Source organism: Bradyrhizobium sp. 27S5, assembly GCF_037217225.1.
GTDB classification, from domain to species: domain Bacteria; phylum Pseudomonadota; class Alphaproteobacteria; order Rhizobiales; family Xanthobacteraceae; genus Bradyrhizobium; species Bradyrhizobium septentrionale.
Window position 1 is genome coordinate 3,153,558 of the sequence record NZ_CP147714.1, and the last position, 24,806, is coordinate 3,178,363.

Here is a 24,806-nt window from a genome sequence, read left to right on the forward strand (position 1 = left end):
GGTCATGCTGACGCTTTCTCTCATCGGCATCGGTTGCGGCGATCCCCAGCAGCTCACGCGTGCTGCGATCGCCGCGATCAATGCCGCCGATCTGATCCTGATCCCGCGCAAGGGGACCGCGAAGTCGGATCTTGCCGAATTGCGGCGAACGATTTGCGCGGAGGCGTTGAGCAACGACCGGACACGCATTGCGGAGTTCGACCTGCCGGTGCGCGATGCCGGCGAGGAGGATTATCGCCGGGGCGTGGACGATTGGCATGATGCGGTGGCCGCGACTTGGTCGCAGGAAATCGCGCGCCATCTCGGCGGCGAGGGCCGGGTTGCCCTGCTGATCTGGGGCGATCCGTCGCTCTATGATTCAAGCCTGCGGATTGTGCGACGGCTCGATCCGCTGCCATCGATCGAAGTCATCCCCGGCATCACGTCGATCCAGGCGCTGTGCGCGGCGCATTCGCTGCCGCTCAACGAGATCGGCGAGCCGTTCCTGGTCACCACAGGCCGGCGGCTGCGCGAGGGCGGATGGCCGTCCAGCACCGACACGGTGGTCGTGATGCTCGACGGGGGTGCTGCCTTCCAGACGCTGGATCCGGCGGGGCTGCGGATCTGGTGGGGCGCCTATCTCGGCATGGCGGATCAGATCATCATGGCCGGTGAGTTGGCCGAGGTCGGCCCTCGCATCGTCGCCGCGCGGCGTGAGGCGCGCGAGCGACACGGCTGGATCATGGATTGCTACATCCTCAAGCGGCAATCGTGATCCACGGGCGGCGCCAGCGTGCGGGGGCCGCTAATCCTTGAACGCGCGAATCGACGGCTGGATGGTCAGACGGTAGGCGACGAGCTTGTCGCCATCGAACAGCTCGAGCGTCGTCTCGCAGACCGGGCAGCGATACTCGCCCTTGTTTCCTGAGCCGGACGTCAACTCGAGGCGTCGGAATCCAGCCCCGCAGCGCGGGCACGTGACGTCGTCCTTCTTCATCGGCTCACCCCAGAACAACACCGGCGGTATTTTGTAACCCAGACCGCGCGGCTGAACTATGGTCATGGCCGGAGAGCTACCGGATCATTCGTGCATGGCAACGCCGACGCGACTTGGATCGAACAACCGAGCCGATAATTCGATCTCGCACGGGAAACGGATCGGCAATTTCAACGTATTCTGCAAATTCGGCAACGAGTTATGGCGTGACATCGAAGCACGTTCTGAACCTTACCTGCACCGCAACAATCGCCGCCGCGTCGCGATGCCCGTCGGTTTCCCAGTCCGCCCCGCCCCCCGTCAACACGCGATCGCCGGCGAACGCTGGGTTCGCCGGCGATCCGTCGCCATCAGCGGATGCCACCTATTGCCGCGTCAAGCGAACCACGTCCTGTCTCAGCAGGTAGAGCGAGACGGCGAGCAGGACGACATCCTTCATCAGGAAGGGCACGTTGCCGGTCATCGCAGGGAAACCTCCGGCCGCAACGTCCCAGCCTTCCGGCATGAACGGGATGATGGTGACCGTCGCGATGAACGTGCCGGTTGAGCCGAGCGCGCCGAGAACGCCGAGCCGCTTGTCCCAGAAGCCTGCGAGCAGCAGGGATCCGAAGGTCCATTCCGAGGCGCCGAGGAAATAGCTGGCGCCGGCATGGCCGAAGACGGGATACAGCCACCAGATCAACGGCCCGTTGCTGATGAACGGGACCAGCCGTTCGAATTCATACGGGAACCACTTCTGGTAACCGAAGAACAGGAACATGATCACCATCGAGGCCCGGACGATATGGTAGTCGAGATCCTCCGCGAGCAGGCCGGACCGATACAGCGCGCGAACAAGCGGATTTTGCGTGGTGTTGGCAAGCGTGGTGTTGGAAAGCGTGGTCATGGTCGTGATCCTTTGACGTGACATCGCGCGGTCGCTTCACGCGACGGCGGGGAAGTCGATGTCGGTGTCGTTGATGCGGTTGAAGACGTTGGTGAAGACGGTGGTCGCGAACGCCAGGCTGATCTCGACCAGTTGCGCGTCGCTGTAACCGGCCGCCTGGATCGCGGCGAAGTCCTCGGCGCTGACGGTGCCGCTCGACTGCGCAAGCTTGCGAACGAAATTGACCAGCGCATCGCGCTTGGCATCGCCGCTCGGCTCGCCGTCGCGGATCTGCTTCAGCGCGTCGGCCTTCACGCCGGCGAGTCTCGCGAGGTGCGAATGCGCGGCGACACAGTAATCGCAGCCGCCCGCGGCGCTGATCACGAGCTTGATGACCTCCTGATCGCGCTTGGGCAGGCTGCTGCCGGCCAGCACCGCATCGGCGGCGAGGATCGCCTTCAGCGCGGCCGGACCGTGGGCGGCGATTGCCGCGTAGGTGTTCGGGACGCTGCCGATCGCCTTCTTGATCTGGGCGTAGATCTGGCCCGACGGGCCGGTGTCGGTTTCGAGATTGGGGACTGAAAGACGGGACATGGTGGCACTCCGTGTTGGGGTTGGTGATCGATTACGGAGTGACAATAGAATTGCGATATGAGACATTGAATGTCGTCAAAGCTAACATATATGCTCTATCGTCTCAATCTGGCCGCTTCAGGAGATCGCCCATGGATTGGCTCAGCCGGCTGTTCGAGATGATGCCGGTGCGCGGCTGGCTCGACCTGCGCTGCAGCTACGGCGTGCCCTGGCGCATCGACCAGGGACCGGGGGGGAGCAACGAGATCCCCTATCATGCGGTGCTCGCCGGCTCGGCGATCCTGGACGACCCAGCGGGCGGCCGGCCGTTGCAGCTGAAGGCGGGCGACATTCTTCTGCTTCCCGGCAACCCGCGACACGTGATGCATGACGGCGGCGGGACACCACCGCTGCCGGCGCGCAACCGGGCGGCGCAGAATTTCACGATCAGCGAAAACCTGGGTTCGGACGAGCGGCTCGACCTGCTGTGCGGACACTTCGCTATCGCACCTCCGCACGACCGCCTGTTGCGCACCTATCTCCCGCCGCGGCTTGTCGTGCATGCCGGACCGCAGGTGGGAGAGGGGACGGCCGCACAACTCGCCGGACTTGTCTCGCTGATGCGCAGCGAAACGGCGGACGATCATCTGGGCGGCCGCGCCATGCTGAACGCGCTGTCCACGGCGATGTTTGCGCTTGTGCTGCGGCTTGCGAGCGAGACCGACGCAAAGTCACGCGGTCTGCTTGCGCTGGCCGGTGATCTTCGTCTTGCGCCGGCGGTGGCCGCCATGTTCAACGAGCCTGCGCGCGCATGGTCGCTGCCGGAGCTTGCGCGTCTCTGCAACATGTCGCGCGCAACGCTGGCACGGCAGTTCCAGGAGAAGCTCGGGCGATCGGCCAGCGATCTGCTCACCGATATCAGGATGACGCTGGCGGCGAACGAGTTGAGGCGATCGTCGCTCTCGACCGGCGGCGTTGCGGAAATGGTCGGCTATCAGTCGGAGGCCGCATTCCAGCGCGCCTTCAAGAGCCACATGGGCGTCACGCCGGCGCAGTGGCGAAAAGCGCAGCATTCCGGACAGGACGTGCTGGCGGACCGGGTCGCATCGGCCGATCCGAAGGCGATGTCCGCTGCTGTTGATCGATAGCCTGCGAAAGAGAGGCGGCCGATGGGCGATCGCCACCGGCCGCTTCGTGTGCCATCACGCCCGCACGGCGGCGGCCTGCTGCAGAACCGGGATCATGTCTTCCGGCTCCGGGCGGCTTGTGTAATCCGGGTTGACCTCGGAGTAGAGGATCACGCCGTTCTGTCCGATCACGTAGCGCCCCGGCATCGGCAGCGTCCAGCTCGGATCGTCGTTGAAGCTCGGCAGATCGTTCTTCAGCTGCTTGTAGAGCGCGACCAGATCATCGGGCAGATGGAAGCGCAGTCCGAAGGCCTCGCTGACCTCACCCTTCACGTCGGACAGGATCGGGAAGGAGAGCTTGTTCTGGCGCACCGATTTGCGGCTGTTCGGCGCGGTCTGCGGCGAGATCGCGACCAGTGAGGCACCGTATTTGTCGAACTCCGCTTTGGCGGCTTCGAGCGCCTGCAGCTCCATGTTGCAATACGGACACCAGACGCCGCGGTAGAAACTGAGCACCAGCGGGCCGCGCTGCAGCAGATCGGCCGAATTGACGACGTTGCCGTCGGGATCCCTGAGCGAGAACGACGGGGCGACATCGCCGGCCCGCCTGGCGCGCTGCGCGGCGCCGGACTCGATCAGCTCCGCGGTGGCGCGGTGCATGATCTCGATGACCGGCCGGGGAACGCTGTAGGGCGGCTTTCCGGCTTCGAAATCGGCTTTGAAAGCGTCGAGCTTGGCTTGAAGCGACATGCTTGGCTGCTGAGTGGTGGACGGCGGCGCCGTCCGTGTTGTTGAACTCACACGCAGCAAGCTAAAGGAGATCGCGGGGCCGGGTAGCGCTGCCGTCCGACTAGTCCTTATTCCCGTCGGGAATAAATCGAGTGGTCAGCAGCCGCGGCAGATGACCAGCCTGTGGTCGAGGTCCTGGTCGAACTGCTGTTGCTGTCGCTCCCATGCCGACACGGTCTCGGGCCTGGGAGCGTCGGCGCGCTGCGGCTGCCGGTGGCCGACCGGTGCCAGCCAGGGCCGGCGCGAGGTCAGCGCAGCCGCCTTGACGTCGGCATGATCCGCCATCGCGCTGATCTGCAAATCGGGAAACACGCGGATCGTATCGGACTGGTTGGCGTTCGCAGGTGAAAGCAGGCTGGCGAAGACGAAGGCCGCGGCGGCGGTATGGGCAGCGCGCTTCACGATCGAGATGCGGGACATGGCGACACTCCTTGGCGGGAGGCTCGGGATGAGCAACTCCATTGCCGCCACCCTACGCCGCGGTGCGCCGCGCTGAATGCCATCGGGGATCGAAGACATGCTCATTCGTCTCACCGGCCGCCGACGCGGGCCGGGGGACGTCGTCATTCGTTGAACGTGCGCTCGAAGAACGTCACGAACGTCCGCGCCTTGGCGGTCGCCGCGCGCCCGCCCGGAAGCACGGCCCAGAGATCGAGCGCGGGCAGACCCCATTCCGGCAACACCGCCCGCACGGCGCCCGACCGGAGTTCGGGGCTGAACATCCATTCCGATGCGACGGCGATGCCTGCATCGGCAAGCACTGCGGCCCTGACGCCTTCGGCGGCGGTCACCCGCAGCCGGCTCTGCACGGTGACGGCGAGCTCGGTGCTGTCGCGCCGGAACGACCACACGCTGCCCTCACGGAGATACACGACGGCCTGATGCCGGCTCAGCTCGCTCGGCGTGGACGGCGTGCCGGCGCGCTTGAAATAGGCCGGCGTACCCAGCACCAGGCGTTTGCATCTGGCGACACGGCGTGCGGTCAGCGTCGAGTCAGTCATCTTGCCCATTCGCAGCGCTACGTCGATGCCCTCCTGCACGAGGTCGATCTGACGGTCGTCGAGCACGACTTCGAGTTCGAGCTCCGGGTTCAGCGCCAGAAACTTCGGCAGCATCGGAATGAGGTGGATGCGGGCGAAGGTGACGGCGGCGCAGATCCGCAATCGGCCCTTGAGGCCGGCGCCGGCGCCGCGCGCGGCGAGCTCTGCTTCGGCGGCCTCTTCCAGCGCGCGCCTAGCGCGCTCGAGATAGCCCAACCCCGCTTCCGTCGGGGTGAGGCCACGGGTCGAACGGGTGAGCAGTTTGACCCCGAGGAATTCCTCGAGCTGCGCGATGGACTTCGAGACCGCCGGCTGGCCGATCCGAAGCTGCCGCGCGGCGCCGGAGAAGGATCCGGTTTCGATCACCCGAACGAAGGTCTCCATTGCCGCCAGGCGGTCCATGATATTCTCCGCAGGAATGAGCAGGTCCATCCTTTCTGCCATGCCCTGCGAAGGTTGACCACGCGTCCGCCGGTGCGCGCCCTCGGCCGCTCGATGGCGTCGCTAACGGTCGAACAGGGTTGGCTTGAACACGGAGAGCGGCGCGGGATCGCGGCTCGGCGGCGGCGGGACCTTTCCGTCGATATCGGTGAAGCCGTATTCGGCTGCCAGCTCCGAGGCGAGCAGGATCTGGCCGCTCTTGGCCATCACGTCGGGATCGGCGGCAAGGGCGGCGACCGCGCGGCCGGCGAACACCGGCGTCTCGCCGCGCTCGGCAATCAGCCTAGCGAGCGCCGGCGGCACGCGGTCGGGCTGCGCCGCAAGCTTCTCGCTCTTGATGTAACCGGGCCAGATCGAGACCGCGGCAATGCCGAAAGGCTGCAGCTCATGCGCCATGTCGCGCGCCATCCGGTCGACGCCTGATTTCTGAACGCCGAACGGGACATTGAAGGTGTATCTGACGCCGCCGCCCGACGAGGTGTTGACGATCAGGCCGCGCGCTTGCGGCAGCATCAGCGGGACCGCGAGCTGGCTGGCGACGAAATGCGAGCGCAGGCCGACACGATGCAGGGTGTCCCACAGCGAGGCCGGCACCTGCCAGAACGGGACATTGACCGGCATCACGTTCGGTGCCGCAAACACATTGTTGACGAGCACGTCGAGGCGGCCATGGTCGCGCCGGATCAGGTCGAAGATCTCCTGCACCGAACCGTCGTCCGAATGATCGCACAGCAGGCCGATGCCGCGGCCGCCGGCCTCATCGATCGCGGCGATGGTTTCATCCAGCGATCCCGGCCATTCCGATCCGCCGCGGTTGCGTGTGCGCGCCGTGACAATGACGGTCGCGCCGGCTTCGGCGAGGCCGATGGCCACGCCCTTTCCGACGCCGCGGCTTCCTCCCGTCACCAGCGCGATGCGATCCTTGAGGCGTCCCTTGGTCATGCGATCTCCCGATATGGCTTCTTCGGAAGATAACTTGACAATAATCTTCCTGGGAAGATATTAGGCTCAGAACGTCGAAGGCGTCAACCAGGGAGGTTTTGCGATGGTCACGAGGGAAGAGAATGAATTGCTGTGCCGCGTCACGGGTGACGCGCCGATGGGACGGATGCTGCGGCAGCATTACTGGCTGCCGGCCGTTCTCTCGGTGCGCGTGCGCAAGGGAGAGGCGCCGGTCCGGGTCAAGCTGTTCGGCCGCAACTTCGTGGCGTTCAGGGGCAAGGACGGCACCGTCGGCTTCCTCGATGAGGCCTGTCCGCATCGCGGCGCCTCGCTTGCGCTGGCGCGGGTCGATGATTGCTCGCTGACCTGCCTGTTTCACGGCTGGAAGATCAACGCCAGCGGCGAGGTACTGGACGTTCCGAACGAGCCGAACAACCCCAGGGAATTCGCCAAGACCGTGAAGGCGAAATCCTATCTGGTGCGGGAAGGCGCCGGGCTGATCTGGGTCTGGCTCGGGGAGGGCACCGCGCCGCCCGCGCCCGACTTCGAGTGGATGGATCTGCCGCCGGATCAGGTTTACACGGCCGGCATCGAGCTCAATGCCAACTGGCTGCAGGGCGTCGAGGCCACCATCGATTCCTCGCATGTCGCGCTGCTGCACCAGAGCTGGACCGCAACATCGTCGAGCGACTTCGGCGCGACCCGCGTCAATACCGAAGTCGGCTACGAATTCGAGAAGAAGTCCTACGGCTTCCGCGCCGCGGCGCTGCGCACCGCGCCGGATGGATCGTGCCTCGCCCGCGTCACCGAGTTCGTGATGCCCTACTATGGCCTGATCGCGCCGATCTTCTCCGGACCGCAGCAGGATCGCACTGCGATCATTGCGGTGCCGATCGACGACGAGAACCTGATCCAGTGGTACATCTTCTACAATCCCGAGAAGCCGGTGGATTCCTGGCGCAAGGTGCAGCGCGCCAACCAGTGGCCGATGGCCGGCGGCCTGCCGGGTGACCAAACCAACAATTGGGGACAGAACCGCCAGATCATGGATGCCGGCAACAGCACCGGTTTCCACGAGATCGTCATCGAGGATTTCGTGGTGATGGTCAGCATGGGGCCGATCGTCGACCGTTCGCAGGAATATCTCTGCTCGGCGGACCAGGCGATTGTCAGGGTGCGTCGCCAGCTGCTCGACGAGGTGCGCGGCTTCATGGAGGGCAAGGCGCCGAGGAGCGGCCAGAGCGAGACCATGTCCTACAAGGACATTCGCGCGGTCGGCGGCCGGCTCGCCTCCGCCTCGGAGGATTGGCGGCAGATTCCCCGCTGATCGGATTGGACCCCCAAGGGAAGTCGAGGGCGCGGACGGTGCGTCCGCGCCCATGTCCCGGCCCTGGCCCAGGAGACGCCATCTCATGACATTGCAAAAATCGACCTGGCATCATCTATGTGCCGCCGCGAAACTGTCGGAAGGCGAGCCGCTCGGCTTCAAGGTGGGCGCCCGGCGTGTCGCGCTCTACAAGGTCGACGACGACATCTTCGCAACGGACGATGTCTGCTCGCACGCGTTTGCGCTGCTGTCCACCGGGTTTCTCGAAGGGCATGTGATCGAGTGCCCGCTGCATGGCGCGATGTTCGATGTCCGTGATGGCAAATGCCGGTCGAGCGCCTACAAGGATATCGAGGCGTTCAAGGTCGAGATCCGCGATGGCGAGGTCTATGTGCAGCTCGACGGCGGTGCTGCGCTCGAAACTGCGCGTGACGGCGGCGTGAGCGTCAAATCGTGAGCGGCCTTGTCGTCATCGGCGCATCCTATGCCGGCATTCAGGCGGCGCTTGCGGCGCGTGATGCCGGCTATGCCGAACCGGTGACCGTGATCGCCGACGAGAGCGCGCTGCCGTATCAACGGCCGCCGCTTTCCAAGGACTTTCTGCTCGGCGAGATCGGCGCACAGGAGCTCCTCATGCACGACGAGGCCATTTTCGCGGGCAAGCGAATCGAGCTGCTTCTGGGCCATCGCGTCGTTGAGATCGATCGCAGTGCTGGCCGGGTCACGTCGGCGGATGGCGCGGTACTCGCCTTCGACAGCCTCGTCATCGCCACCGGCTCGCGTGCGCGAAGGATCGCTATCAGCGGCGCTGAACTCGACGGCGTCTGCTGTCTGCGATCAATCGCCGATGCCGTCGATCTCAAGGCGCGGCTCGGGCAGGCCAGCGAGATCGTCATCGTCGGCGGCGGCTTCATCGGGCTCGAGGTGGCGTCCTCCGCGGCCAGGCTCGGCAAGCGGGTGAGGGTGATCGAGGCCGCGTCCCGATTGCTCGAGCGGGCGGTATCTCCGGTGGTGTCGCGCTTCCTGCTCGATCGTCACGTCCGGGCGGGCGTTACGGTGAAGTTCGGCACAGCCGTTTCGGCCATGATCGGAGAGGGCGGACGGGTCGTGGCGGTCGAACTGAACGGTGGTGTTCGTCTCGGCGCCGACCTTGTCGTCGTCGGCATTGGCGGCATCGCCAATGATGAGCTCGCGATTGCCGCGGGGCTCGAATGCGCCAATGGCATTGTGGTGGATGAGCATGGCCGGACGGCACGCCCGGGCATCTACGCCGCCGGCGACTGCGCCAATCACTACAGCCGGTTCGCGGAGGGCTGGATCAGGCTGGAGTCGGTTCAGCATGCGCAGGATCAGGGAGCGGCCGCAGGGCTTGCGATCGCGGATCGCCACGAGCCGTACTGCAGTGTGCCGCGGTTCTGGTCGGATCAGCACGATCTCAAGCTTCAGATCGTCGGCTGCGCCGGGCGCAGCGACCGGACAGTGATCCGCGGCGCGATCGACGCCGGACGGTTCTCCGTGTTCAATTACCGACATGGCAGGCTGGTGGCGGTCGACAGCATCAACAATCCGGCCGACCAGATGGTGGCGCGGCGCCTGATCGCTGCCGGCATTTCGCCGACACCGGACCAGGCCGAAGACAGCTCATGTGATCTCAAATCGCTGTTGAAGACGGGCAACAAGGCTGTTGCGTAGTGTGTCGGCGGAGGCGGTCAATCGGCTGCGGCAAGCCGGCCGGACTTCTTCGGCGCCTTCACGGTTCGGACGGCGAGCAGCTTGCGCAGGCATCGGTCGAGCATGGCGAGCTCCGCCTTGGTCAGCCCGCTTGCCTCCGTCACGCCCTCAACGACCCTCGCCACCTCGGCAATGCCGCGGTCGGCGGTCGCAAGGCCCTTGGCGGTGAGGCGGACCAGCTCCGAGCGGCCGTCATCGCTGGCCGAGACGCGCAGCACGAAGCCGCCTTCCTGGAGCCGGGCCACGCGCTTGGTCATGGCGCCCGATGTGACGAGGAGGGCGCGGAACAGGTCGGTCGGACGCAACTCGTACGGCTTTCCCGAGCGCCTGAGCGCGAGCAGGACATAGAGCTCACCGGTCTGCAGGCCGACGGCCTTCGCTATGTCCTGCAGGCGCATCTCATGAAGCTGGTTGACGCGCTCGAGCCGCAACAAGGTGCAGGCGGCGGCGAGGTCGAGGTCGGGGCGCTGTTCGAGCCAGGCGGCCTCGATGTCGTCGTAAAGGGTGCTGTCGGGTGCAGGCGGCTGCTTGATCGCAGGTTCGGCGCGGCGTGACACGCTGCTCTTCTTCATTCCCTTCCAGTCCCCTTCGTCCCGCGCCAGCGGCGCGGCATCATCCGTACGATAATCTAACACCGTCGAATTGATGTGTCGCCCCGCAAGTTCCTGGACTCGCTCCAGGCGCTGCACATCGCTCTCCGGAGCGGCCATTTGCCGCTTGAGGTTTGGGTTGACAATTATCTTCCTAGGAAGGATATTCCGGGTAAGAAAACAGAGGGAGGCGCGCATGCGCGGACTTCGCGCGACATTCTGGTTCGCAGCCTTGCTGGCTGCTTGCGGTTCGGCCAGGGCGGCCGAGACCGAGTTGATCCTTGGACAGACCATGCCCTACAGCGGCCCTGCGTCGGCGCTGAGTGCCGTCGGCAAGGTGCAGACCCGCTATTTCCAGATGATCAACGACCGCGGCGGCATCAATGGCCACAAGGTCAGGCTGATCTCGCTCGACGATGGCTATAGCCCGCCGAAGGCCGTGGAGCAGACGCGCCGGTTGATCGAGAATGACGAGGCGGTCGCGATCTTCGGCAGCATGGGAACCGCGCAGAATGCGGCGGTCCAGAAATATCTCAACGCCAAGAAGATCCCTCAGCTGTTCGTGTTCGCGGCCAGCGAGCGCTTCGCCGATCCGAAGACGAGCCCCTACACGATCTCGGGGATGACGCTGTTCAGCACCGAGGCTGCGATCTATGCGCGGCTGGTGGCCGAGCACATTCCGGCGTCGCGCGTCGCCGTGCTGTACCAGAACGACGACTACGGCCGCGAATATCTCCGCAGCTTCAAGGTCGAACTGGCCCGGCTCGATCCCAAGGCCGAGATCGTCGCGGCGTCGCCTTACGAGGTCACGTCGCCGACGGTCGATTCGCAGGTGGTCTCGCTGGCCAGTACCAATGCCAACGTCTTTCTCAATGCGTCGACCGGCAAGTTCACCTCGCAGGCGATCCGCAAGGCAGGTGAGCTCGGCTGGCGTGCGCAGCAGTTCCTGCCGATCGGCAGCAACTTCGTGCCGACGATCCTCAAGCCGGCCGGGCTCGACAACGCCAAGGGGGCGATCTCGGCGACACCGACCAAGTCGGTCGGCGATCCGGAATGGGCCAACGATCCCGCCTATCTCGAGTGGCTGGCCTTTATGAAAAAGTACTATCCCGAGGGCGACATCGAGGATCAGCTCAACTTCACCGGATGGAACATCGCTGTCCTCATGACCAAGGTCATCGAGGCCTGCGGCGATGATCTGTCCCGGCAGAACCTCATGAAGCATGCCACCGCGCTGAAGAACGTTGCGCTTCCGGGGCTGATTCCGGGCATCACCGTCAACACCAGTCCGGACGATTATCGTCTGATCGCGTCGCTGCGGCCGCAGCGTTTCGATGGTGAGCGTTGGGTTCCGATGTCCGGGGCCATGGCCGCGCAGTGAGGTGTGCGCCGGTGATTGCCGCTAACGCCCACGCCTGAGCTCTTCGGTGGCGCGGCGGAGCACCTCGTGAAGCCATTCGTGCGATGGTTCGTCCTCGACGCGTTCGTGCCAGAGCAGCCGAACCTCAACGGGCGTCGTGGTGTAAGGCAGCTCATGGGTCGTGATCGCATGCGCCTGCTCGAGCGCCCGCGCCAGCGGCCGCGGAACGATCGCCGCCAGTTCGGACTCGACCAGCAGCGCGGGCAAAGCAAGGAAATGTGGCAGCGAGACCGCGATCCGTGGCGGGTGGTCACTGTCGGACAGCGCCCGTTCAAGCGCGGGGCGGTCATACATCTCCGAACGTCTGGCAAGCCCGCGCTCGGAGATGTAACCACCGATCGCGCCTTCCTGCTCGCCGCCAAAGGACACGACGACCAGCGGCAGGGTCGCGAGCTTTGCCTTGTCGAGCCGGCCAAGCTTGCGTTTTTTGCCGACGATCAGCACGTCGTCATATTCGAACAGCAGGGCGGTGCGGAAGCGGCTCGGCGGCGACGAGAACACGCCGATCGCGACATCGATGCGGCCGAGGTCGATCTGCTCGGCAAGATCGATCCGCGTCACCGGCTTGATGGTGAGGTCGATCGCGGGAGCCTCCCGGCTCAAGATCTTCAAGAGCGGCGGCGCCAGCACCATCGTCGTGAAGTCGTTGGCGGCGAGCGTGAACGGCTTGGTCGAGACCGCCGGAACGAAGGTCGGCAGCTCGACCGCGGCCTCCAGCGACCGCAGCGCCTGGCGGACCTGCGGGGCCATCGTCAACGCGCGGGCCGTCGGCTGCATGCCGGTCGCCGTGCGCACGAACAGGTCGTCATCCAGCATCTCGCGCAGCCGCGCCAGCGAATGGCTCACGGCAGACTGGCTCAGCGCGACCTTCTGGCTGGCGCGCAGCACGCTGCGCTCCTCCATGACGGCGTCGAACACCTTGAGCAGGTTCAGGTCCAGTGTCTTGAAGGAAACGGACACGATGGCAGTCCCGTCTGTAGCGGATCGCTCGCTCCGGCAAATCGTTACGATCGTGTGCAGTTAAGGCCAGGCGTACGGTGGATGCAACCGACCGGATCGTCCGGGAGCGCATCGCAGTATCGCTGCCATTGGCGATCTGAAGCCGGTTCAGGATCAAGCTGCAAGACTTTCACTTCCGCAACGCGACGTTCTGGCCAAGATTGCCGCCACCGGGTTTGGAGGAGAAAAACGATGAAGCCCTGGGTGAGATCGGCCCGAAGTGGTGTGCGCAAATCAGTTGGACTGGCGCTGACGCTCCTGGCTGTGGCGCCGTCCGCGGTTGCACAGAACGGGCCGGTCAGGCTCGGCGTGCTGACCGACATGTCGTCGCTCTACGCGGACAATGGCGGCCAGGGCTCAGTCGTCGCCGCGCAAATGGCGGTGGATGATTTCAAGGGCAAGGTGCTCGGGCGGCCGATCGAGATCGTCGCGGGGGATCACCAGAACAAGGCGGATATCGGCTCGGTGATTACCCGGCGCTGGCTGGAAAACGAGAACGTCGAGGCGATCCTCGATGTTCCGAATTCCGCGGTCGCGCTGGCGGTGCAAGGCATCACGCGCGACAAGAAGAAGCTCTTCCTTGCTACCGGCGCAGCGACGTCCCGGCTGACCGGCGACGAGTGCTCGCCGACCGGCATCCACTGGACCTACGACACCTATGCGCTGTCGCAGGGGACGACGCGCGCGATCTCGCGTCTCGGCGCCAGGTCCTGGTTCTTCCTGTCGGCCGACTATTCGCTCGGAGCGCAGCTCGAGGCCGACAGCCGCAAGGTGATCGATGCCACCGGCGGCAAGGTGGTCGGCGCGGTGAAGCACCCGATCAACACGCCCGATTTCTCGTCCTTCCTGCTGCAGGCGCAGGCCTCCAAGGCCGACGTGATCGCGCTCGCCGACGCCGGCGGCGATTTCATCAACGCCGTGAAGCAGGCGGGCGAGTTCGGCGTGACGCGCGGGCAAAAGCTGGCCGGCCTGATCGTCTTCATCGCCGACATCCACAGCCTCGGCCTGCAAAGCGCGCAAGGCCTGATGCTCAGCTCAGCCTACTACTGGGACCTCAACGATGAGACGCGGGCGTGGTCGAAGCGCTTCATCGAGAAGACGAAGAAAGTGCCCACCATGATCCATGCCGGCACCTATGGCGCTGTCATGCACTATCTCAAGGCGGTCGAAGCCACCGGTACGCTCGATGGGCCGACCGTCGCCGCCAAGATGCGCGAATTGCCGGTGAACGATTTCATGACCCGTAACGGCAAGATCCGACAGGACGGAAGGCTGGTCCGCGACATGTATCTGTTCCGCGTCAAGGCTCCGGAAGAGTCGAAGTACCAGTTCGATTACTACCAGCTGTTGGCGACGATCCCGGGGGACGAAGCTTTCAGACCGATGGAGGACGGCGGATGCCCGTTCGTGAAGAAGTCGTGATTGATGGGGTCGGCGCGTGCGGAGCTGCGCGCAATCCAATCGACGACGTGATCGCGAGCCGCCTTTCGTGCCGTCAGTTCTCCGACAGTCCGGTCGCGCGGTCGACCATTGAGCAAATCCTGCATGTGGCGCGGTTTGCGCCGAGTGGCGCAAACATCCAGCCCTGGCACGTCTACGTGCTCGCGGGCGCTGCCAAGACCGAGGTGTCGGCGGCCCTCCTGCACGCCTATGAGCGGGAGCCGAGCGAGCACGTCTCCGAGTATCAATACTACGCCACCGAGTTCCCCGAGCCGTATCTCAGCCGTCGCCAGGAGTTCGGCCGATTGTTCTATGGCTCGCTCGGGATAGAGCAGAGCGATGCCGCGGCGCGGAGCAGGCAGACCGCCAAGAATTTTGCCTTCTTCGGTGCGCCGGTCGGATTGATCGTGACCATCGATCGCCGCCTTGCCATGGGAAGCTGGCTCGATCTCGGCATGTTCATCCAGACCATGATGCTGGCTGCGGTGGGACGCGGACTGCAATCCTGCCCGCAGGAAACGCTCGCCAAGTACCACCGGATTTTGCGTTCGATGCTGTCGATCCCAGCGGAGCAGATGGTGGCCTGTGGCATCTCGATGGGCCATCCGAGGGAGCAGGCGAGAGCGCGGCTGATGCCGCGCGCGGATTTGGAGGCGTTCGCCTCCTTTGAGGGTTTTGAGAACTAGAACAGGAGTAAGTCATGGGAAGCCGGGAACAGCTTATCGAACGCAGCATTCCGTTTCTGCGCGAAGTCAAGGACATGACGCCGAGCGCGGCGATGGAGCGATGGCTCAACGAGACCTACGGGGAAGAGAGTGCGCTTTACCAGGATCTGGCACGCCTCATCAAATTGGGCGTCGAGGAAGGCTGGGCGGCGAACCAGGAAGTGGAGGGTCCGAACTATCGGCGCAGCCGCATCCTTGAGCCGGTCCCCGAGACGTTCCAGTTCAGCATCACCGCGGTTTACATGAACAGCGCCGATCCGCGCCGCTTCAAGGACGACGACGATCATGACGTGCTGCGCGGGCAGTATCACGGTCATCCCTACGGCGAGCTCAACCTCGTCGTTCCCCTCGACAAGGGCGCGCAGTTGAAGGGCTTGCAGGGCTGGCAGGGGCCGGGCTGGACGGCGCCGGATCCGGGCAGCCGACACTATCCCGAGGTCAGGGGCGGCGCGGTGATCGCCCTGTTCTATTTGCCGGCCGGGCGCATCTCCTACGATTTCAAGGTGCCGGCCTGACGTCCGGCGCCGGTGGCATCGGCAGCAACTCGGTCTGGAGCAAACCCATGACGTTGATCTATCCGGTCGCTTCGAACAGCGTCCATCCCGCGCGGCTGTCCCCTGCGTACCGGAGCGCGATCAAACGCGCGCCGCAAAAGCCGCTGATCCCGATGCGGCACACGCTCTCGGAGCTGACCGGGCCGGTCTACGGTCATGAGACCGTGCGCGAGCACGACAATGATCTCACCATCCAGGCGAGGGGTGAGCCGCTCGGCGAACGCATCATCGTGCACGGCCATGTGCTGGACGAGGACGGCCGCGGCGTGCCTAACACGCTGGTCGAGCTGTGGCAGGCCAATGCCTGCGGCCGCTACATCCATGTCGTCGACCAGCATCCGGCGCCGCTCGATCCGAATTTCACCGGCGCCGGGCGTACGCAATCCGATGCCAAGGGCTACTACAAGTTCATCACCATCAAGCCCGGCGCCTATCCCTGGGGCAATCACCACAATGCCTGGCGGCCGGCGCATATCCACTTCTCGGTGTTCGGCCACTCCTTCGTCTCGCGTCTGGTGACGCAGATGTATTTCCCCGGCGATCCCTTGTTTCCGTTCGATCCGATCTTCAACTCGGTGACCGATGAAAAGGCGCGGGCGCGGATGATCTCGTCGTTCGATCTCGACAACACCCAACCGGAATGGGCGCTGTGCTACTGCTTCGATATCGTGCTGCGCGGCCGCAACGCCACGCCGATGGAGACCAAGTAACGTGTCGAACCCGCGTCCTGATGGAATCACGCCCTCGCAGACCGTCGGCCCCTATTTCAAGTACGGTCTGACGCCGAACGGCGAATATGAGTGGAACGACGCCTTCACCAACAATCTCTTGACGGGCGATGTCTCGGGCGAGCGCATCCGCGTCGAGGGCAAGGTCTATGACGGCGCCGGCGCCGTGATCCCAGATTGCATGCTGGAGATCTGGCAGGCCGATGGCCAGGGCCGCTTCTCCGATCCGCAGGATGCGCGCGCACTGCCGAATTCGTCCTTCAAGGGTTTTGGCCGCTGCGGCACCGACAAGAGCGGCAGCTACGCCTTCGACACCTTCAAGCCGGGTGTGGTGCCGGATGCCGACGGCAAGCCGCAGGCGCCGCACGTCGCGCTCGCGGTGTTCGCGCGCGGCATGCTGTTGCATCTCTACACGCGGATCTATTTTGACGATGAGGCCGGCAACGCCGGCGATTCCGTGCTGGCGCTGGTGCCGGCTGATCGCCGCGCCACCTTGATCGCCAAGCGCAACGCCGGTGCGGGCAATACCTACAGTTTCGACGTCCATCTGCAGGGCGACAACGAGACGGTGTTCTTCGACGTCTAGCCGGTTGGGACGAATAGCTCAGCTCAAGCGGGGGACCGCCTCAGGACTTGCGGTGCCTCGCGTTGACCGCGATCGCGGCCGCGGCGGTGCGGTTCTCGACCCCGAGCTTGGCGTAAATCTGCTCGAGATGCTTGTCGACGGTGCGCGGGCTCAAGCCCAGGATCTGCGCAATGTCGCGGTTGGTCTTGCCCTTGGAAAGCCACGACAGCACCTCGCCCTCGCGGGTGGTCAGGCCGAGCTCGCTGGAGAATTCGGCCGGCATGTCGCCGCTGGTGTCCTTGGCCAGCCGCAGCAGGAATTCGTTGGGGCCGAGCTTGCCCATGAATTGGAGCCGAAGCTGCTCGTTGCCTGGAAACGACGCCACCGTCGCGGTCTTCTTTCCGGCACCGCCTTTTTGCGCCTGCTCGAGCCATTGCGGCATCGGCTCGGGCAACGCGAAATTGTCGGCGGCGTCGGCCAGCGTGTCGGACAGCAGTTTCTGTGCCTGCGGCGTCGCCCACAGCAGCGCGCCCGCGCTGTTGACCGCGAGCAGATAGCGGCCGGAGACGTCGAGCGCCGCACGGGCGCTTTGCGTCATCCGCGCATTGGCGAGATGGACGCGAATGCGGGCCAACATCTCCTCGACCACGATCGGTTTGGTGACATAGTCGACGCCGCCGGCCTCGAGCCCACGCACGATGTGCTCGGTTTCGGCCAGTCCCGTCATGAAGATGATCGGGACGCCGTCGAGCCCGGCGTCGCGCTTCAGCCGCCTGCAGGTCTCGAAGCCGTCCATGCCGGGCATCACGGCATCGAGCAGCACGATATCCGGCGTGATCTGGTCGACGATGCGCATCGCGGAGGCCCCGTCGAGTGCGACCATCACGGTCATGCCGGCGCCATCGAGCGCGTCGGTGAGGAGGCGCAACGTCTCCGGGGAGTCGTCGACGACGAGCGCTACGTCGCGCTTTCTTTGTTCAATGGTCATAGCTGTGCAATATCTTCAATGTCGCCATATACTGATCGAGATCGAACCGGTCGATCAGCGTGCGCATCTGGCCGACGAAATCGGCGTGTTCGGGATGTTCGTTGCCGATTTCGTCGAGCTTGAGCTGGATCGCCCTGATATAACCGAGCTGGCCGAGGCTGATCAGCTCTTCGACATATTTCACGGGCGGACGAGAGCCACCATCGGGTTTCCATTGCGGGGCCGGAGCCTGCTCGGCCTCATACTGCCACTCGATCTTGAGCAGCAGGCGGATGGTCTCTAACAGTCGCGGGATGTCGATCGGCTTCATCAAATAGCCGTCGTGGAACGGCTGCGCCAGCGGTGCGCCGTGAGCCTCCAGCGCGCTTGCCGAGATCATCAGGATGCGGGCCTGGTGATGACCTTCGGAACGCAAGGTCTCGGCGACCGTCCAGCCGTCCATGCCCGCCATCGAGATGTCGAGCAGGAACATGTCCGGCCGGCAATGCTGTGCGAGTGCAAGGCAGCCGGGTCCGTCCGGTGCGCTGAGCAGGATGAAGCCAAGCGGCGCCAGGATCTCGCGCAAAAGGTCGCGGTGGGTCGGGTCGTCGTCGGTGATCAGGATCGTCTTGCGCGGGCCATGATAGCCGTAGACGGGAGCATCGACCGGTGCATCGCGACGCGGATTGGTGACTTCGGAGAGCAGCAGCTTGACGCGGAACGTGCTGCCGGTGCCGACCGTGCTCAAGACCTTGATGTCGCCGCCCATCACGCCGGCGAGCAGGCGGCTGATGGTCAGGCCAAGCCCGGTGCCGGTCTGCGGTTGGGTGACGCCGAGCGCGCCGCGCTCGAAGGGCGCGAAGATCCGCTCGAGGTCGTCGGGCTGGATGCCTGGCCCGGTATCGATCACCTCGAACTCGGCGACCGGGCTGCGGTAGTGCACGACGAACTGCACCCGTCCGGTTTGGGTGAATTTGATCGCGTTCGAGAGCAGGTTGATCAGGATCTGCCGCAGCCGCTTCTCGTCGGCATAGACCACGACGGGCAGCACGGCCGGCCGCCTGAACACGAAGTCGATGCCCTTGGCGGCGGCCTGCAGGCGGAACATGCCGACCAGCTGCTCGAGGAAATCGTTCAGCCGCACCTCGTCGCGCGAGAGATAGAGCCGGCCGGCCTCGATCTTGGAGATATCCAGAATGCCGTCGATCAGTCCCGACAAATGATCGGCGCTGCGGCGGACCACGCGCACCTGGTCGCGCGGCCGAGTCTGCAGGCTGTTGTCTTGCTCCAGCAGTTGCGCGTAGCCGGAGATCGCATTCAGCGGCGAGCGGAGCTCGTGGCTGAGGCCCACGACGTATCGGCTTTTGGCGAGATTGGCTGATTCCGCGACTTCCTTGGCGCGCTGCAGTTCGGCATCGGTGCGCTTGTGGGCGTCGATCTCCTGGATGAGGAGGGTGGTCTGGCGGCGCGTTTCTTCTTCGGCGGCGCGCCGGCTCTGTTGCGCCAGCACGAACAGCCAGGCGACGACGCCGATGATGAGGGTCAGCGCAAAGAATACCTTCCACAACACGTCGGCCAGCAATTCGTTGGCATGCACGGCCGCCGTGGTCTGCAAATAGATCAGGCCGAGCACCAGTGCCACCAGACCGGCCGAGACTGCGAACACGCCGAGGTAATGTCCGAGCTGCGAGTTGAGGCGCGCATAGATCGGCTGCGGCATCACCTTGCCGAGGGCGTCCGAGACCTGCGCGCCGATCCGCGCGTGTGGCTTGCAGAGATCGTGGCAGCGCGCGTCGAGCGAGCAGCACAATGAGCAGATCGGGCCGGCATAGGCCGGGCATGAGGCCATGTCCTCGGGCTCGAATGCATGCTCGCAGATACAGCACTGGATCGATTCCAGGTTCTGCCAGCTGCGCTTCGGCTTGCGTGCGATGTAGTATTTGCCGTCGGTCGCCCAGGCAATCAGGGGGGCCGCGATGAACGCGACGGCCAGCGCAACGAAGGCGGACAGCGCCTTCGCCGTCGGGCCGAACAGGCCGTAGAACGCGCTGATCGAGACCACCGTCGCAATCGTCATCGCGCCGACGCCGACCGGATTGATGTCGCAGAGATGGGCGCGCTTGAACTCGATATGCTGCGGCCGCAAGCCGAGCGGCTTGTTGATGACGAGATCGGCCACCAGCGCGCCGACCCAGGCGATCGCGACATTCGAGTAGAGCGCGAGCGTCTGCTCCAGCGCCTTGTAGACGCCGATCTCCATCAACAGCAGCGCGACGACGACGTTGAACACCAGCCACACCACGCGGCCGGGATGCGAGTGGGTGAGGCGGGAGAAGAAGTTCGACCAGGCGATCGAGCCGGCATAGGCGTTGGTGACGTTGATCTTGACCTGCGACAGGATCACGAAGGTCCCCGTCAGCGCCATTGCGAGATCCGGCTGCGACAGCACGTAACGGAAGGCTTCGAGATACATGTTGGCGGGCTCGGCCGCGTGCTCGGCCGAGACGCCGTGGCTGAGCGCGAAGAAGGCCAGGAACGAGCCGGCCAGCAGCTTCAGCGCGCCGAGCACGATCCAGCCCGGACCGGCGCTGAGCAGGGCGATCCACCAGGCCTTTCGCGAGGTGCGGCGGTCACGCGGCAGGAAGCGCAGGAAGTCGACTTGCTCGCCGATTTGCGCCACCAGCGCGAACACGACGGAGGCCGCGGTGCCGAACAGCAGGAGATCGAGGTTGCCTGCGGGATCGCCGTGATCGCCAGCGAATTTGCGCCACTCGGTGAACGAATGCGGGTTGGCCCAGGCGATCGCCGCGAACGGCATGATGTGGAGGATGATCCACAACGGCTGGGTCCAGAGCTGGAAGCGGCTGATCAGCGTGATGCCGTAGATCACAAGCGGAATGATCACGACCGCGCTGATCAAATAGCCGATCGGTCGCGGAATGCCGAAGCACATGTCGAGTGCGCTGGCCAGGATCACGGCCTCGATCGCGAAGAAGATGAAGGTGAAGGAGGCGTAGATCAGCGAGGTGATGGTCGAGCCGATATAGCCGAAGCCGGCGCCGCGGGTCAGCAGATCGATATCGATGCCGCATTTCGCCGCGTGGTAGGCGATCGGCAGCCCGCAGAGAAAGATGATGACGCTGACGACCAGGATCGCGGCGGAGGCGTTCATCGCGCCATAGTTCAGCGTGATGGTGCCCCCGATCGCCTCCAGCGCAAGGAAGGAGATCGCGCCAAGCGCGGTGTTGGCGACGCGGGCGGCGGACCAGCGCCTGGCGCTCTTGGCGGTGAAGCGCAGCGCGTAGTCTTCCAGCGTCTGGTTGGCGACCCATTGATTGTATTGGCGCCTGACGCGGTCTATCCGCTGCCGCCCTGCCACTCGTTCTTACTCCTGGTCCACGATGCTCTGATCGCGGGCAAATCCCGTACCAAAAACCTACGTCGCTATTTTGCGGTGCAGTATACGCGATCTCACGTATCAGTGCGGTGCACAAAAGTAAGCAATCCTCGCCTCATCAATAAGCGTTCTCGAACCAGATGGGGTGCTCATGTCAGACGAAACAAAACCAGGCCTGCAGTCTCCGCTTCGGCGCAAGCTCTTGATGGGAATGGCCGCTTTGCCGGCCGTTTCGATGCTGGGCCGTCCGGCATTTGCCGATGTTCCTGCAACCTCCGCGGTCAACACCACGGGTCTTGCAGTCACCGATAGCGAAGTCACGGTCGGTATCCTGCACTCGGTGACCGGCACCATGGCGATCTCCGAGACCGGATCGGTCGAGGCCGAGAAGCTCGCGATCGAGCAGATCAACGCCGCCGGCGGCGTGCTCGGCCGCAAGATCAAGTTCATCCAGGAAGACGGCGCGAGCGACTGGCCGACCTTCGCGGAAAAGGCGAAGAAGCTCCTGGTCAACGACAAATGCGCGGCCGTGATGGGCTGCTGGACCTCGGCCTCGCGCAAGGCGGTGCTGCCGGTGTTCGAGCAGTACAACGGCATGCTGTATTACCCGACCTTCTATGAAGGCCTCGAGCAGTCCAAGAACGTCATCTACACCGGCCAGGAGGCGACGCAGCAGATCATCGCCGGCCTCGACTGGGTCAACAAGACCAAGGGCGCCAAGAGCTTCTATCTGCTCGGCTCGGACTACATCTGGCCGCGCACCTCGAACAAGATCGCGCGCAAGCACATCGAGAACCACCTGCAGGGCTGCAAGGTGGTCGGCGAAGAGTACTTCCCGCTCGGCTCGACCCAGTTCAATTCGGTCATCAACAAGATCAAGCTGACCAAGCCGGACGTGATCTACGCGATCATCGTCGGCGGCTCCAACGTTGCGTTCTACAAGCAGCTCAAGGCGGCCGGCATCGACCTATCGAAGCAGACGCTGCTGACGATCTCGGTCACCGAGGACGAGATCGACGGCATCGGCGGTGAGAACATCGCGGGCGCCTACGCCTGCATGAAGTACTTCCAGTCGCTCGACAATCCCAACAACAAGGCGTTCGTGCCCGCCTTCAAGAAGATGTGGGGTGAGAAGACCGTGATCGGAGACGTCACGCAGGCCGCCTATCTCGGCCCGTGGTTGTGGAAGTTGACGGTGGAGAAGGCGGGCTCCTTCGACATCGACAAGATCGCGGCGGCATCTCCCGGCGTCGAGTTCAAGGGCGCGCCGGAAGGTTACGTCCGGATCCACGAGAACCATCATCTGTGGTCGAAGACCCGCGTCGGACGCGCCAAGGCCGATGGCCAGTATGAACTGATCTACGAGACCGCCGATCTCGTCGAGCCGGATCCGTTCCCCAAGGGCTACCAGTGAGGCGGCGCGCTTAGCGCGCCACCCTCAACCTCAACGCATCGCGGCGTGGACGTCACCGCCCACGCCGCCGATCGGGCGCCGCTGCGCGGCGGCGTATGCTCCTTGGACTGGAGGATCAGATGTTCGGCGACTATTCGATCGGTGATCTCGGCGCCATCCTTGCGATGCAGGGATTCGCCGGGCTCATCCTGTTCTCCGTCTATGTGCTGATGGCGCTGGGGCTTGCCATCATCTTCGGCCAGATGGGCGTCATCAACATGGCCCACGGCGAGTTCATGATCCTCGGCGCCTACGTCACCTGGATGACGTCGAACACCGTGCAGCACATCGCGCCCTGGCTGTTTCCCGGCTACTTCTTCATCGCAATGATCCTGGCGTTCATCGCCTCAGGCGCGCTCGGCATGCTGGTCGAGTGGGCGCTGATACGCCATCTCTACAAGCGTCCGCTCGATACGCTGCTCGCGACCTGGGGCCTGAGCTTGATCTTGCAGCAGGCCTATCGCTCGATCTTCGGCGCGCGCGAGGTCGGCGTCGAGCTGCCGGAATGGATGATGGGCTCCTGGCAGGCGACCGACTCGATCCAGATCCCGATCAACGGCATGTTCGTGATGGCGCTGACCATCCTGATCACGATTGCGGTCGCTTACGTGCTGTTCTGGTCGAGCTGGGGCAAGCAGGTGCGCGCCGTGGTGCAGAACCGTGTGATGGCCGGCGCCGTCGGCATCAACACCGAGAAGGTCGACCGCTACACCTTTGCCCTCGGTTGCGGCATCGCCGGCGTCGCGGGCTCGGCCTTCACCATGATCGGGTCGACCGGGCCGACCGCCGGCCAGCTCTACATCGTCGATACCTTCCTGGTGGTGGTGTTCGGCGGCGCCGCGTCCCTGTTCGGCACCATCGCCTCGGCCTTCTCGATCTCGCAGACCCAGTCGACGCTGGAATTCTTCCTGTCGGGATCGATGGCAAAGGTGATCACGCTGCTCACGATCGTCGCGATCCTGATGGTGCGTCCGCAGGGGCTCTTCGCGCTCAAGGTCCGCAAATGAGAACAACAGGCAGGTCATGATCATCAACTCGCGCTTTTTCAATCGCTCCGAACTGATCGGCTTTTTTGCGCTCGCGGTGCTGTTGTTTGTCATCCTGCCGCTGTCGCTGGATATCTTCCGCCTCAACCTGGTCGCGAAATACCTGACCTACGCCTTTGTCGGCATCGGCCTCGTGCTGTGCTGGGGCTATGGCGGCATCTTGAGCCTGGGGCAGGGCGTGTTTTTCGGCCTCGGCGGCTACTGCATGGCGATGTATCTCAAGCTCGAGGCGTCCTCGGTTGCGAACACCAAGATCCAGTCGACGCCGGGCATTCCTGACTTCATGGACTGGAACCAGATCACGCAGCTTCCGCTGTTCTGGAAGCCGTTCCACAGTTTTCCGGTCACGGTACTGGCGATCTTGCTGGTTCCCGCCTTCTTCGCGCTGATCATCGGAGCGGCGATGTTCAAGCGCCGGGTCGGCGGCGTCTACTTTGCGATCATCACGCAAGCGATCGCCGCGATCCTCACCATTCTGATCGTGGGACAGCAGGGCTACACCGGCGGCATCAACGGCATCACCGACTTGCGTACGCTGCACGGCTGGGACATCCGCACCGATCACGCCAAATTCATTCTGTACTTCGTCGAGGTTGTGTTGCTGTTCGGTTGCATCGTCGCCGCGCAGTTCATCCGCCTGACAAAACTCGGGCGCATCCTGGTGGCGATGAGGGAGCAGGAGGACCGCGTGCGCTTCTCCGGATACAGCGTCGCCAACTTCAAGATCTTCGCGTTCTGCGCCGCGGCGGTGTTCGCCGCGATCGGCGGCGCGATGTTCACGCTCGAGGTCGGCTTCATGTCGCCGTCCTTCGTCGGCATCGTGCCGTCGATCGAGATGGTGATCTACACCGCGGTCGGCGGCCGGATGTCGATCTTCGGCGCGGTCTGGGGCGCGCTGCTGGTCAATTTCGCCAAGACCAGCCTTTCGGAATCCTTCCCGCAGCTCTGGCTGTTCGGCCTCGGCGCACTGTTCATCGCGGTCGTGCTGGCCTTCCCGAACGGGCTCTCCGGCATCTGGGCGGACCACGTCCAGCCGCGCATCGATCGCCTCTTGGCATCGCGAAGATCAAAATCGGCGGGCCTTGTCGCCGACGGCGCCCCGGCCGAGTGA

At 64.4% G+C, this 24,806-nt stretch carries 25 protein-coding genes; 14 read left to right on the forward strand and 11 right to left on the reverse strand.

Annotation, left to right across the window (positions count from 1 at the left end):
* Positions 1–4: 4 nt before the first annotated feature.
* Positions 5–754, forward strand: a complete 750-nt coding sequence (gene cobF, locus WDM24_RS14615) for a precorrin-6A synthase (deacetylating) (RefSeq protein ID WP_338698920.1) — start codon at positions 5–7, stop codon at positions 752–754.
* Between the two features lie 30 nt (positions 755–784).
* Here cobF and WDM24_RS14620 read toward each other — a convergent pair whose 3' ends face one another.
* The 3 genes from WDM24_RS14620 to WDM24_RS14630 all read right to left on the reverse strand — a co-directional run bounded on the left by WDM24_RS14620 (position 785) and on the right by WDM24_RS14630 (position 2,435).
* Positions 785–976, reverse strand: coding sequence for a hypothetical protein (locus tag WDM24_RS14620; protein WP_166203936.1), 192 nt, complete (start codon positions 974–976; stop codon positions 785–787).
* A 364-nt stretch (positions 977–1,340) separates the two neighbouring features.
* Complete coding sequence (locus WDM24_RS14625) at positions 1,341–1,862, reverse strand: YkgB family protein (RefSeq protein ID WP_035976744.1); 522 nt, start codon at positions 1,860–1,862, stop codon at positions 1,341–1,343.
* A 36-nt stretch (positions 1,863–1,898) separates the two neighbouring features.
* The gene (locus WDM24_RS14630; RefSeq protein ID WP_338698925.1) at positions 1,899–2,435 is read right to left on the reverse strand and encodes a carboxymuconolactone decarboxylase family protein; all 537 of its coding nucleotides are present in this window, start codon (positions 2,433–2,435) and stop codon (positions 1,899–1,901) included.
* 131 nt (positions 2,436–2,566) lie between these two features.
* Here WDM24_RS14630 and WDM24_RS14635 point away from each other — a divergent pair, with 131 nt between their 5' ends.
* Positions 2,567–3,562 carry an AraC family transcriptional regulator gene (locus WDM24_RS14635; protein ID WP_338831707.1) on the forward strand — a complete coding sequence of 332 codons (996 nt, stop codon included), beginning with the start codon at positions 2,567–2,569 and terminating at the stop codon, positions 3,560–3,562.
* A 54-nt stretch (positions 3,563–3,616) separates the two neighbouring features.
* Here the strand turns inward: WDM24_RS14635 and WDM24_RS14640 are convergent, their stop codons facing one another.
* The 4 genes from WDM24_RS14640 to WDM24_RS14655 all read right to left on the reverse strand — a co-directional run bounded on the left by WDM24_RS14640 (position 3,617) and on the right by WDM24_RS14655 (position 6,753).
* Positions 3,617–4,291 (reverse strand): peroxiredoxin-like family protein, encoded by a 675-nt coding sequence (locus WDM24_RS14640; protein WP_338698929.1) that lies wholly within the window; start codon positions 4,289–4,291, stop codon positions 3,617–3,619.
* A gap of 135 nt (positions 4,292–4,426) precedes the next feature.
* A complete protein-coding gene (locus WDM24_RS14645; RefSeq protein ID WP_338698931.1) occupies positions 4,427–4,750 on the reverse strand; it encodes a hypothetical protein in 324 nt (107 codons plus the stop codon).
* A 143-nt stretch (positions 4,751–4,893) separates the two neighbouring features.
* Complete coding sequence (locus tag WDM24_RS14650; RefSeq protein WP_338698933.1) at positions 4,894–5,772, reverse strand: LysR family transcriptional regulator; 879 nt, start codon at positions 5,770–5,772, stop codon at positions 4,894–4,896.
* Positions 5,773–5,874: 102 nt separating this feature from the next.
* Positions 5,875–6,753 (reverse strand): SDR family NAD(P)-dependent oxidoreductase, encoded by an 879-nt coding sequence (locus WDM24_RS14655; RefSeq protein ID WP_166294031.1) that lies wholly within the window; start codon positions 6,751–6,753, stop codon positions 5,875–5,877.
* Between the two features lie 103 nt (positions 6,754–6,856).
* Between WDM24_RS14655 and WDM24_RS14660 the strand changes: the two genes are divergently transcribed.
* The 3 genes from WDM24_RS14660 (at position 6,857) to WDM24_RS14670 (ending at position 9,772) form a co-directional block, all read left to right on the forward strand.
* Positions 6,857–8,080 (forward strand): Rieske 2Fe-2S domain-containing protein, encoded by a 1,224-nt coding sequence (locus WDM24_RS14660; RefSeq protein WP_338831708.1) that lies wholly within the window; start codon positions 6,857–6,859, stop codon positions 8,078–8,080.
* A gap of 85 nt (positions 8,081–8,165) precedes the next feature.
* Positions 8,166–8,537 carry a non-heme iron oxygenase ferredoxin subunit gene (locus tag WDM24_RS14665; protein ID WP_338698938.1) on the forward strand — a complete coding sequence of 124 codons (372 nt, stop codon included), beginning with the start codon at positions 8,166–8,168 and terminating at the stop codon, positions 8,535–8,537.
* Positions 8,534–9,772 carry an FAD-dependent oxidoreductase gene (locus tag WDM24_RS14670; RefSeq protein WP_338831709.1) on the forward strand — a complete coding sequence of 413 codons (1,239 nt, stop codon included), beginning with the start codon at positions 8,534–8,536 and terminating at the stop codon, positions 9,770–9,772. Before WDM24_RS14665 ends, WDM24_RS14670 begins: the two co-directional genes overlap by 4 nt.
* A 17-nt stretch (positions 9,773–9,789) precedes the next feature.
* On the opposite strand, the gene WDM24_RS14675 is transcribed toward WDM24_RS14670, so the two are convergent.
* Positions 9,790–10,599: a MarR family winged helix-turn-helix transcriptional regulator gene (locus WDM24_RS14675; RefSeq protein WP_338698942.1), complete on the reverse strand. Its 810-nt coding sequence runs from the start codon at positions 10,597–10,599 to the stop codon at positions 9,790–9,792.
* Here WDM24_RS14675 and WDM24_RS14680 point away from each other — a divergent pair.
* On the forward strand, positions 10,598–11,782 hold the full coding sequence (locus WDM24_RS14680; protein ID WP_166294041.1) for an ABC transporter substrate-binding protein: 1,185 nt from the start codon (positions 10,598–10,600) through the stop codon (positions 11,780–11,782). The two genes, WDM24_RS14675 and WDM24_RS14680, sit on opposite strands and share 2 nt — an antisense overlap.
* A gap of 21 nt (positions 11,783–11,803) precedes the next feature.
* Here the strand turns inward: WDM24_RS14680 and WDM24_RS14685 are convergent, their stop codons facing one another.
* Positions 11,804–12,781: a LysR family transcriptional regulator gene (locus tag WDM24_RS14685; protein ID WP_338698945.1), complete on the reverse strand. Its 978-nt coding sequence runs from the start codon at positions 12,779–12,781 to the stop codon at positions 11,804–11,806.
* A 231-nt stretch (positions 12,782–13,012) separates the two neighbouring features.
* On the opposite strand from WDM24_RS14685, the gene WDM24_RS14690 reads away from it, so the two are divergent.
* From WDM24_RS14690 to pcaG, 5 genes are read left to right on the forward strand one after another with little or no spacing between them, the layout of a single operon-like run.
* Positions 13,013–14,242 (forward strand): ABC transporter substrate-binding protein, encoded by a 1,230-nt coding sequence (locus WDM24_RS14690; protein WP_338698947.1) that lies wholly within the window; start codon positions 13,013–13,015, stop codon positions 14,240–14,242.
* Positions 14,218–14,946 (forward strand): nitroreductase, encoded by a 729-nt coding sequence (locus WDM24_RS14695; protein ID WP_338698949.1) that lies wholly within the window; start codon positions 14,218–14,220, stop codon positions 14,944–14,946. The genes WDM24_RS14690 and WDM24_RS14695 overlap by 25 nt, the downstream gene beginning before the upstream one ends.
* Before the next feature lie 14 nt (positions 14,947–14,960).
* Positions 14,961–15,500 carry a DUF4863 family protein gene (locus WDM24_RS14700; RefSeq protein WP_338698951.1) on the forward strand — a complete coding sequence of 180 codons (540 nt, stop codon included), beginning with the start codon at positions 14,961–14,963 and terminating at the stop codon, positions 15,498–15,500.
* Between the two features lie 47 nt (positions 15,501–15,547).
* Complete coding sequence (gene pcaH / locus WDM24_RS14705) at positions 15,548–16,249, forward strand: protocatechuate 3,4-dioxygenase subunit beta (protein WP_338831710.1); 702 nt, start codon at positions 15,548–15,550, stop codon at positions 16,247–16,249.
* A gap of 1 nt (position 16,250) precedes the next feature.
* Positions 16,251–16,853, forward strand: coding sequence for a protocatechuate 3,4-dioxygenase subunit alpha (gene pcaG, locus WDM24_RS14710; RefSeq protein WP_338831711.1), 603 nt, complete (start codon positions 16,251–16,253; stop codon positions 16,851–16,853).
* 40 nt (positions 16,854–16,893) lie between these two features.
* Here pcaG and WDM24_RS14715 read toward each other — a convergent pair whose 3' ends face one another.
* Both WDM24_RS14715 and WDM24_RS14720 read right to left on the reverse strand, forming a co-directional pair.
* Positions 16,894–17,820 (reverse strand): response regulator transcription factor, encoded by a 927-nt coding sequence (locus WDM24_RS14715; RefSeq protein WP_338698957.1) that lies wholly within the window; start codon positions 17,818–17,820, stop codon positions 16,894–16,896.
* Entirely contained in the window at positions 17,810–21,178 is a 3,369-nt protein-coding gene (locus WDM24_RS14720) for a hybrid sensor histidine kinase/response regulator (RefSeq protein WP_338831712.1), read from the reverse strand. The genes WDM24_RS14715 and WDM24_RS14720 overlap by 11 nt, the downstream gene beginning before the upstream one ends.
* 169 nt (positions 21,179–21,347) lie before the next feature.
* On the opposite strand from WDM24_RS14720, the gene urtA reads away from it, so the two are divergent.
* From urtA to urtC, 3 genes are all read left to right on the forward strand, one after another.
* Complete coding sequence (gene urtA / locus WDM24_RS14725; RefSeq protein WP_166203950.1) at positions 21,348–22,610, forward strand: urea ABC transporter substrate-binding protein; 1,263 nt, start codon at positions 21,348–21,350, stop codon at positions 22,608–22,610.
* A gap of 119 nt (positions 22,611–22,729) precedes the next feature.
* Positions 22,730–23,656, forward strand: a complete 927-nt coding sequence (gene urtB, locus WDM24_RS14730; RefSeq protein ID WP_029080655.1) for an urea ABC transporter permease subunit UrtB — start codon at positions 22,730–22,732, stop codon at positions 23,654–23,656.
* A 16-nt stretch (positions 23,657–23,672) separates the two neighbouring features.
* Entirely contained in the window at positions 23,673–24,806 is a 1,134-nt protein-coding gene (gene urtC / locus WDM24_RS14735; RefSeq protein WP_338698966.1) for an urea ABC transporter permease subunit UrtC, read from the forward strand.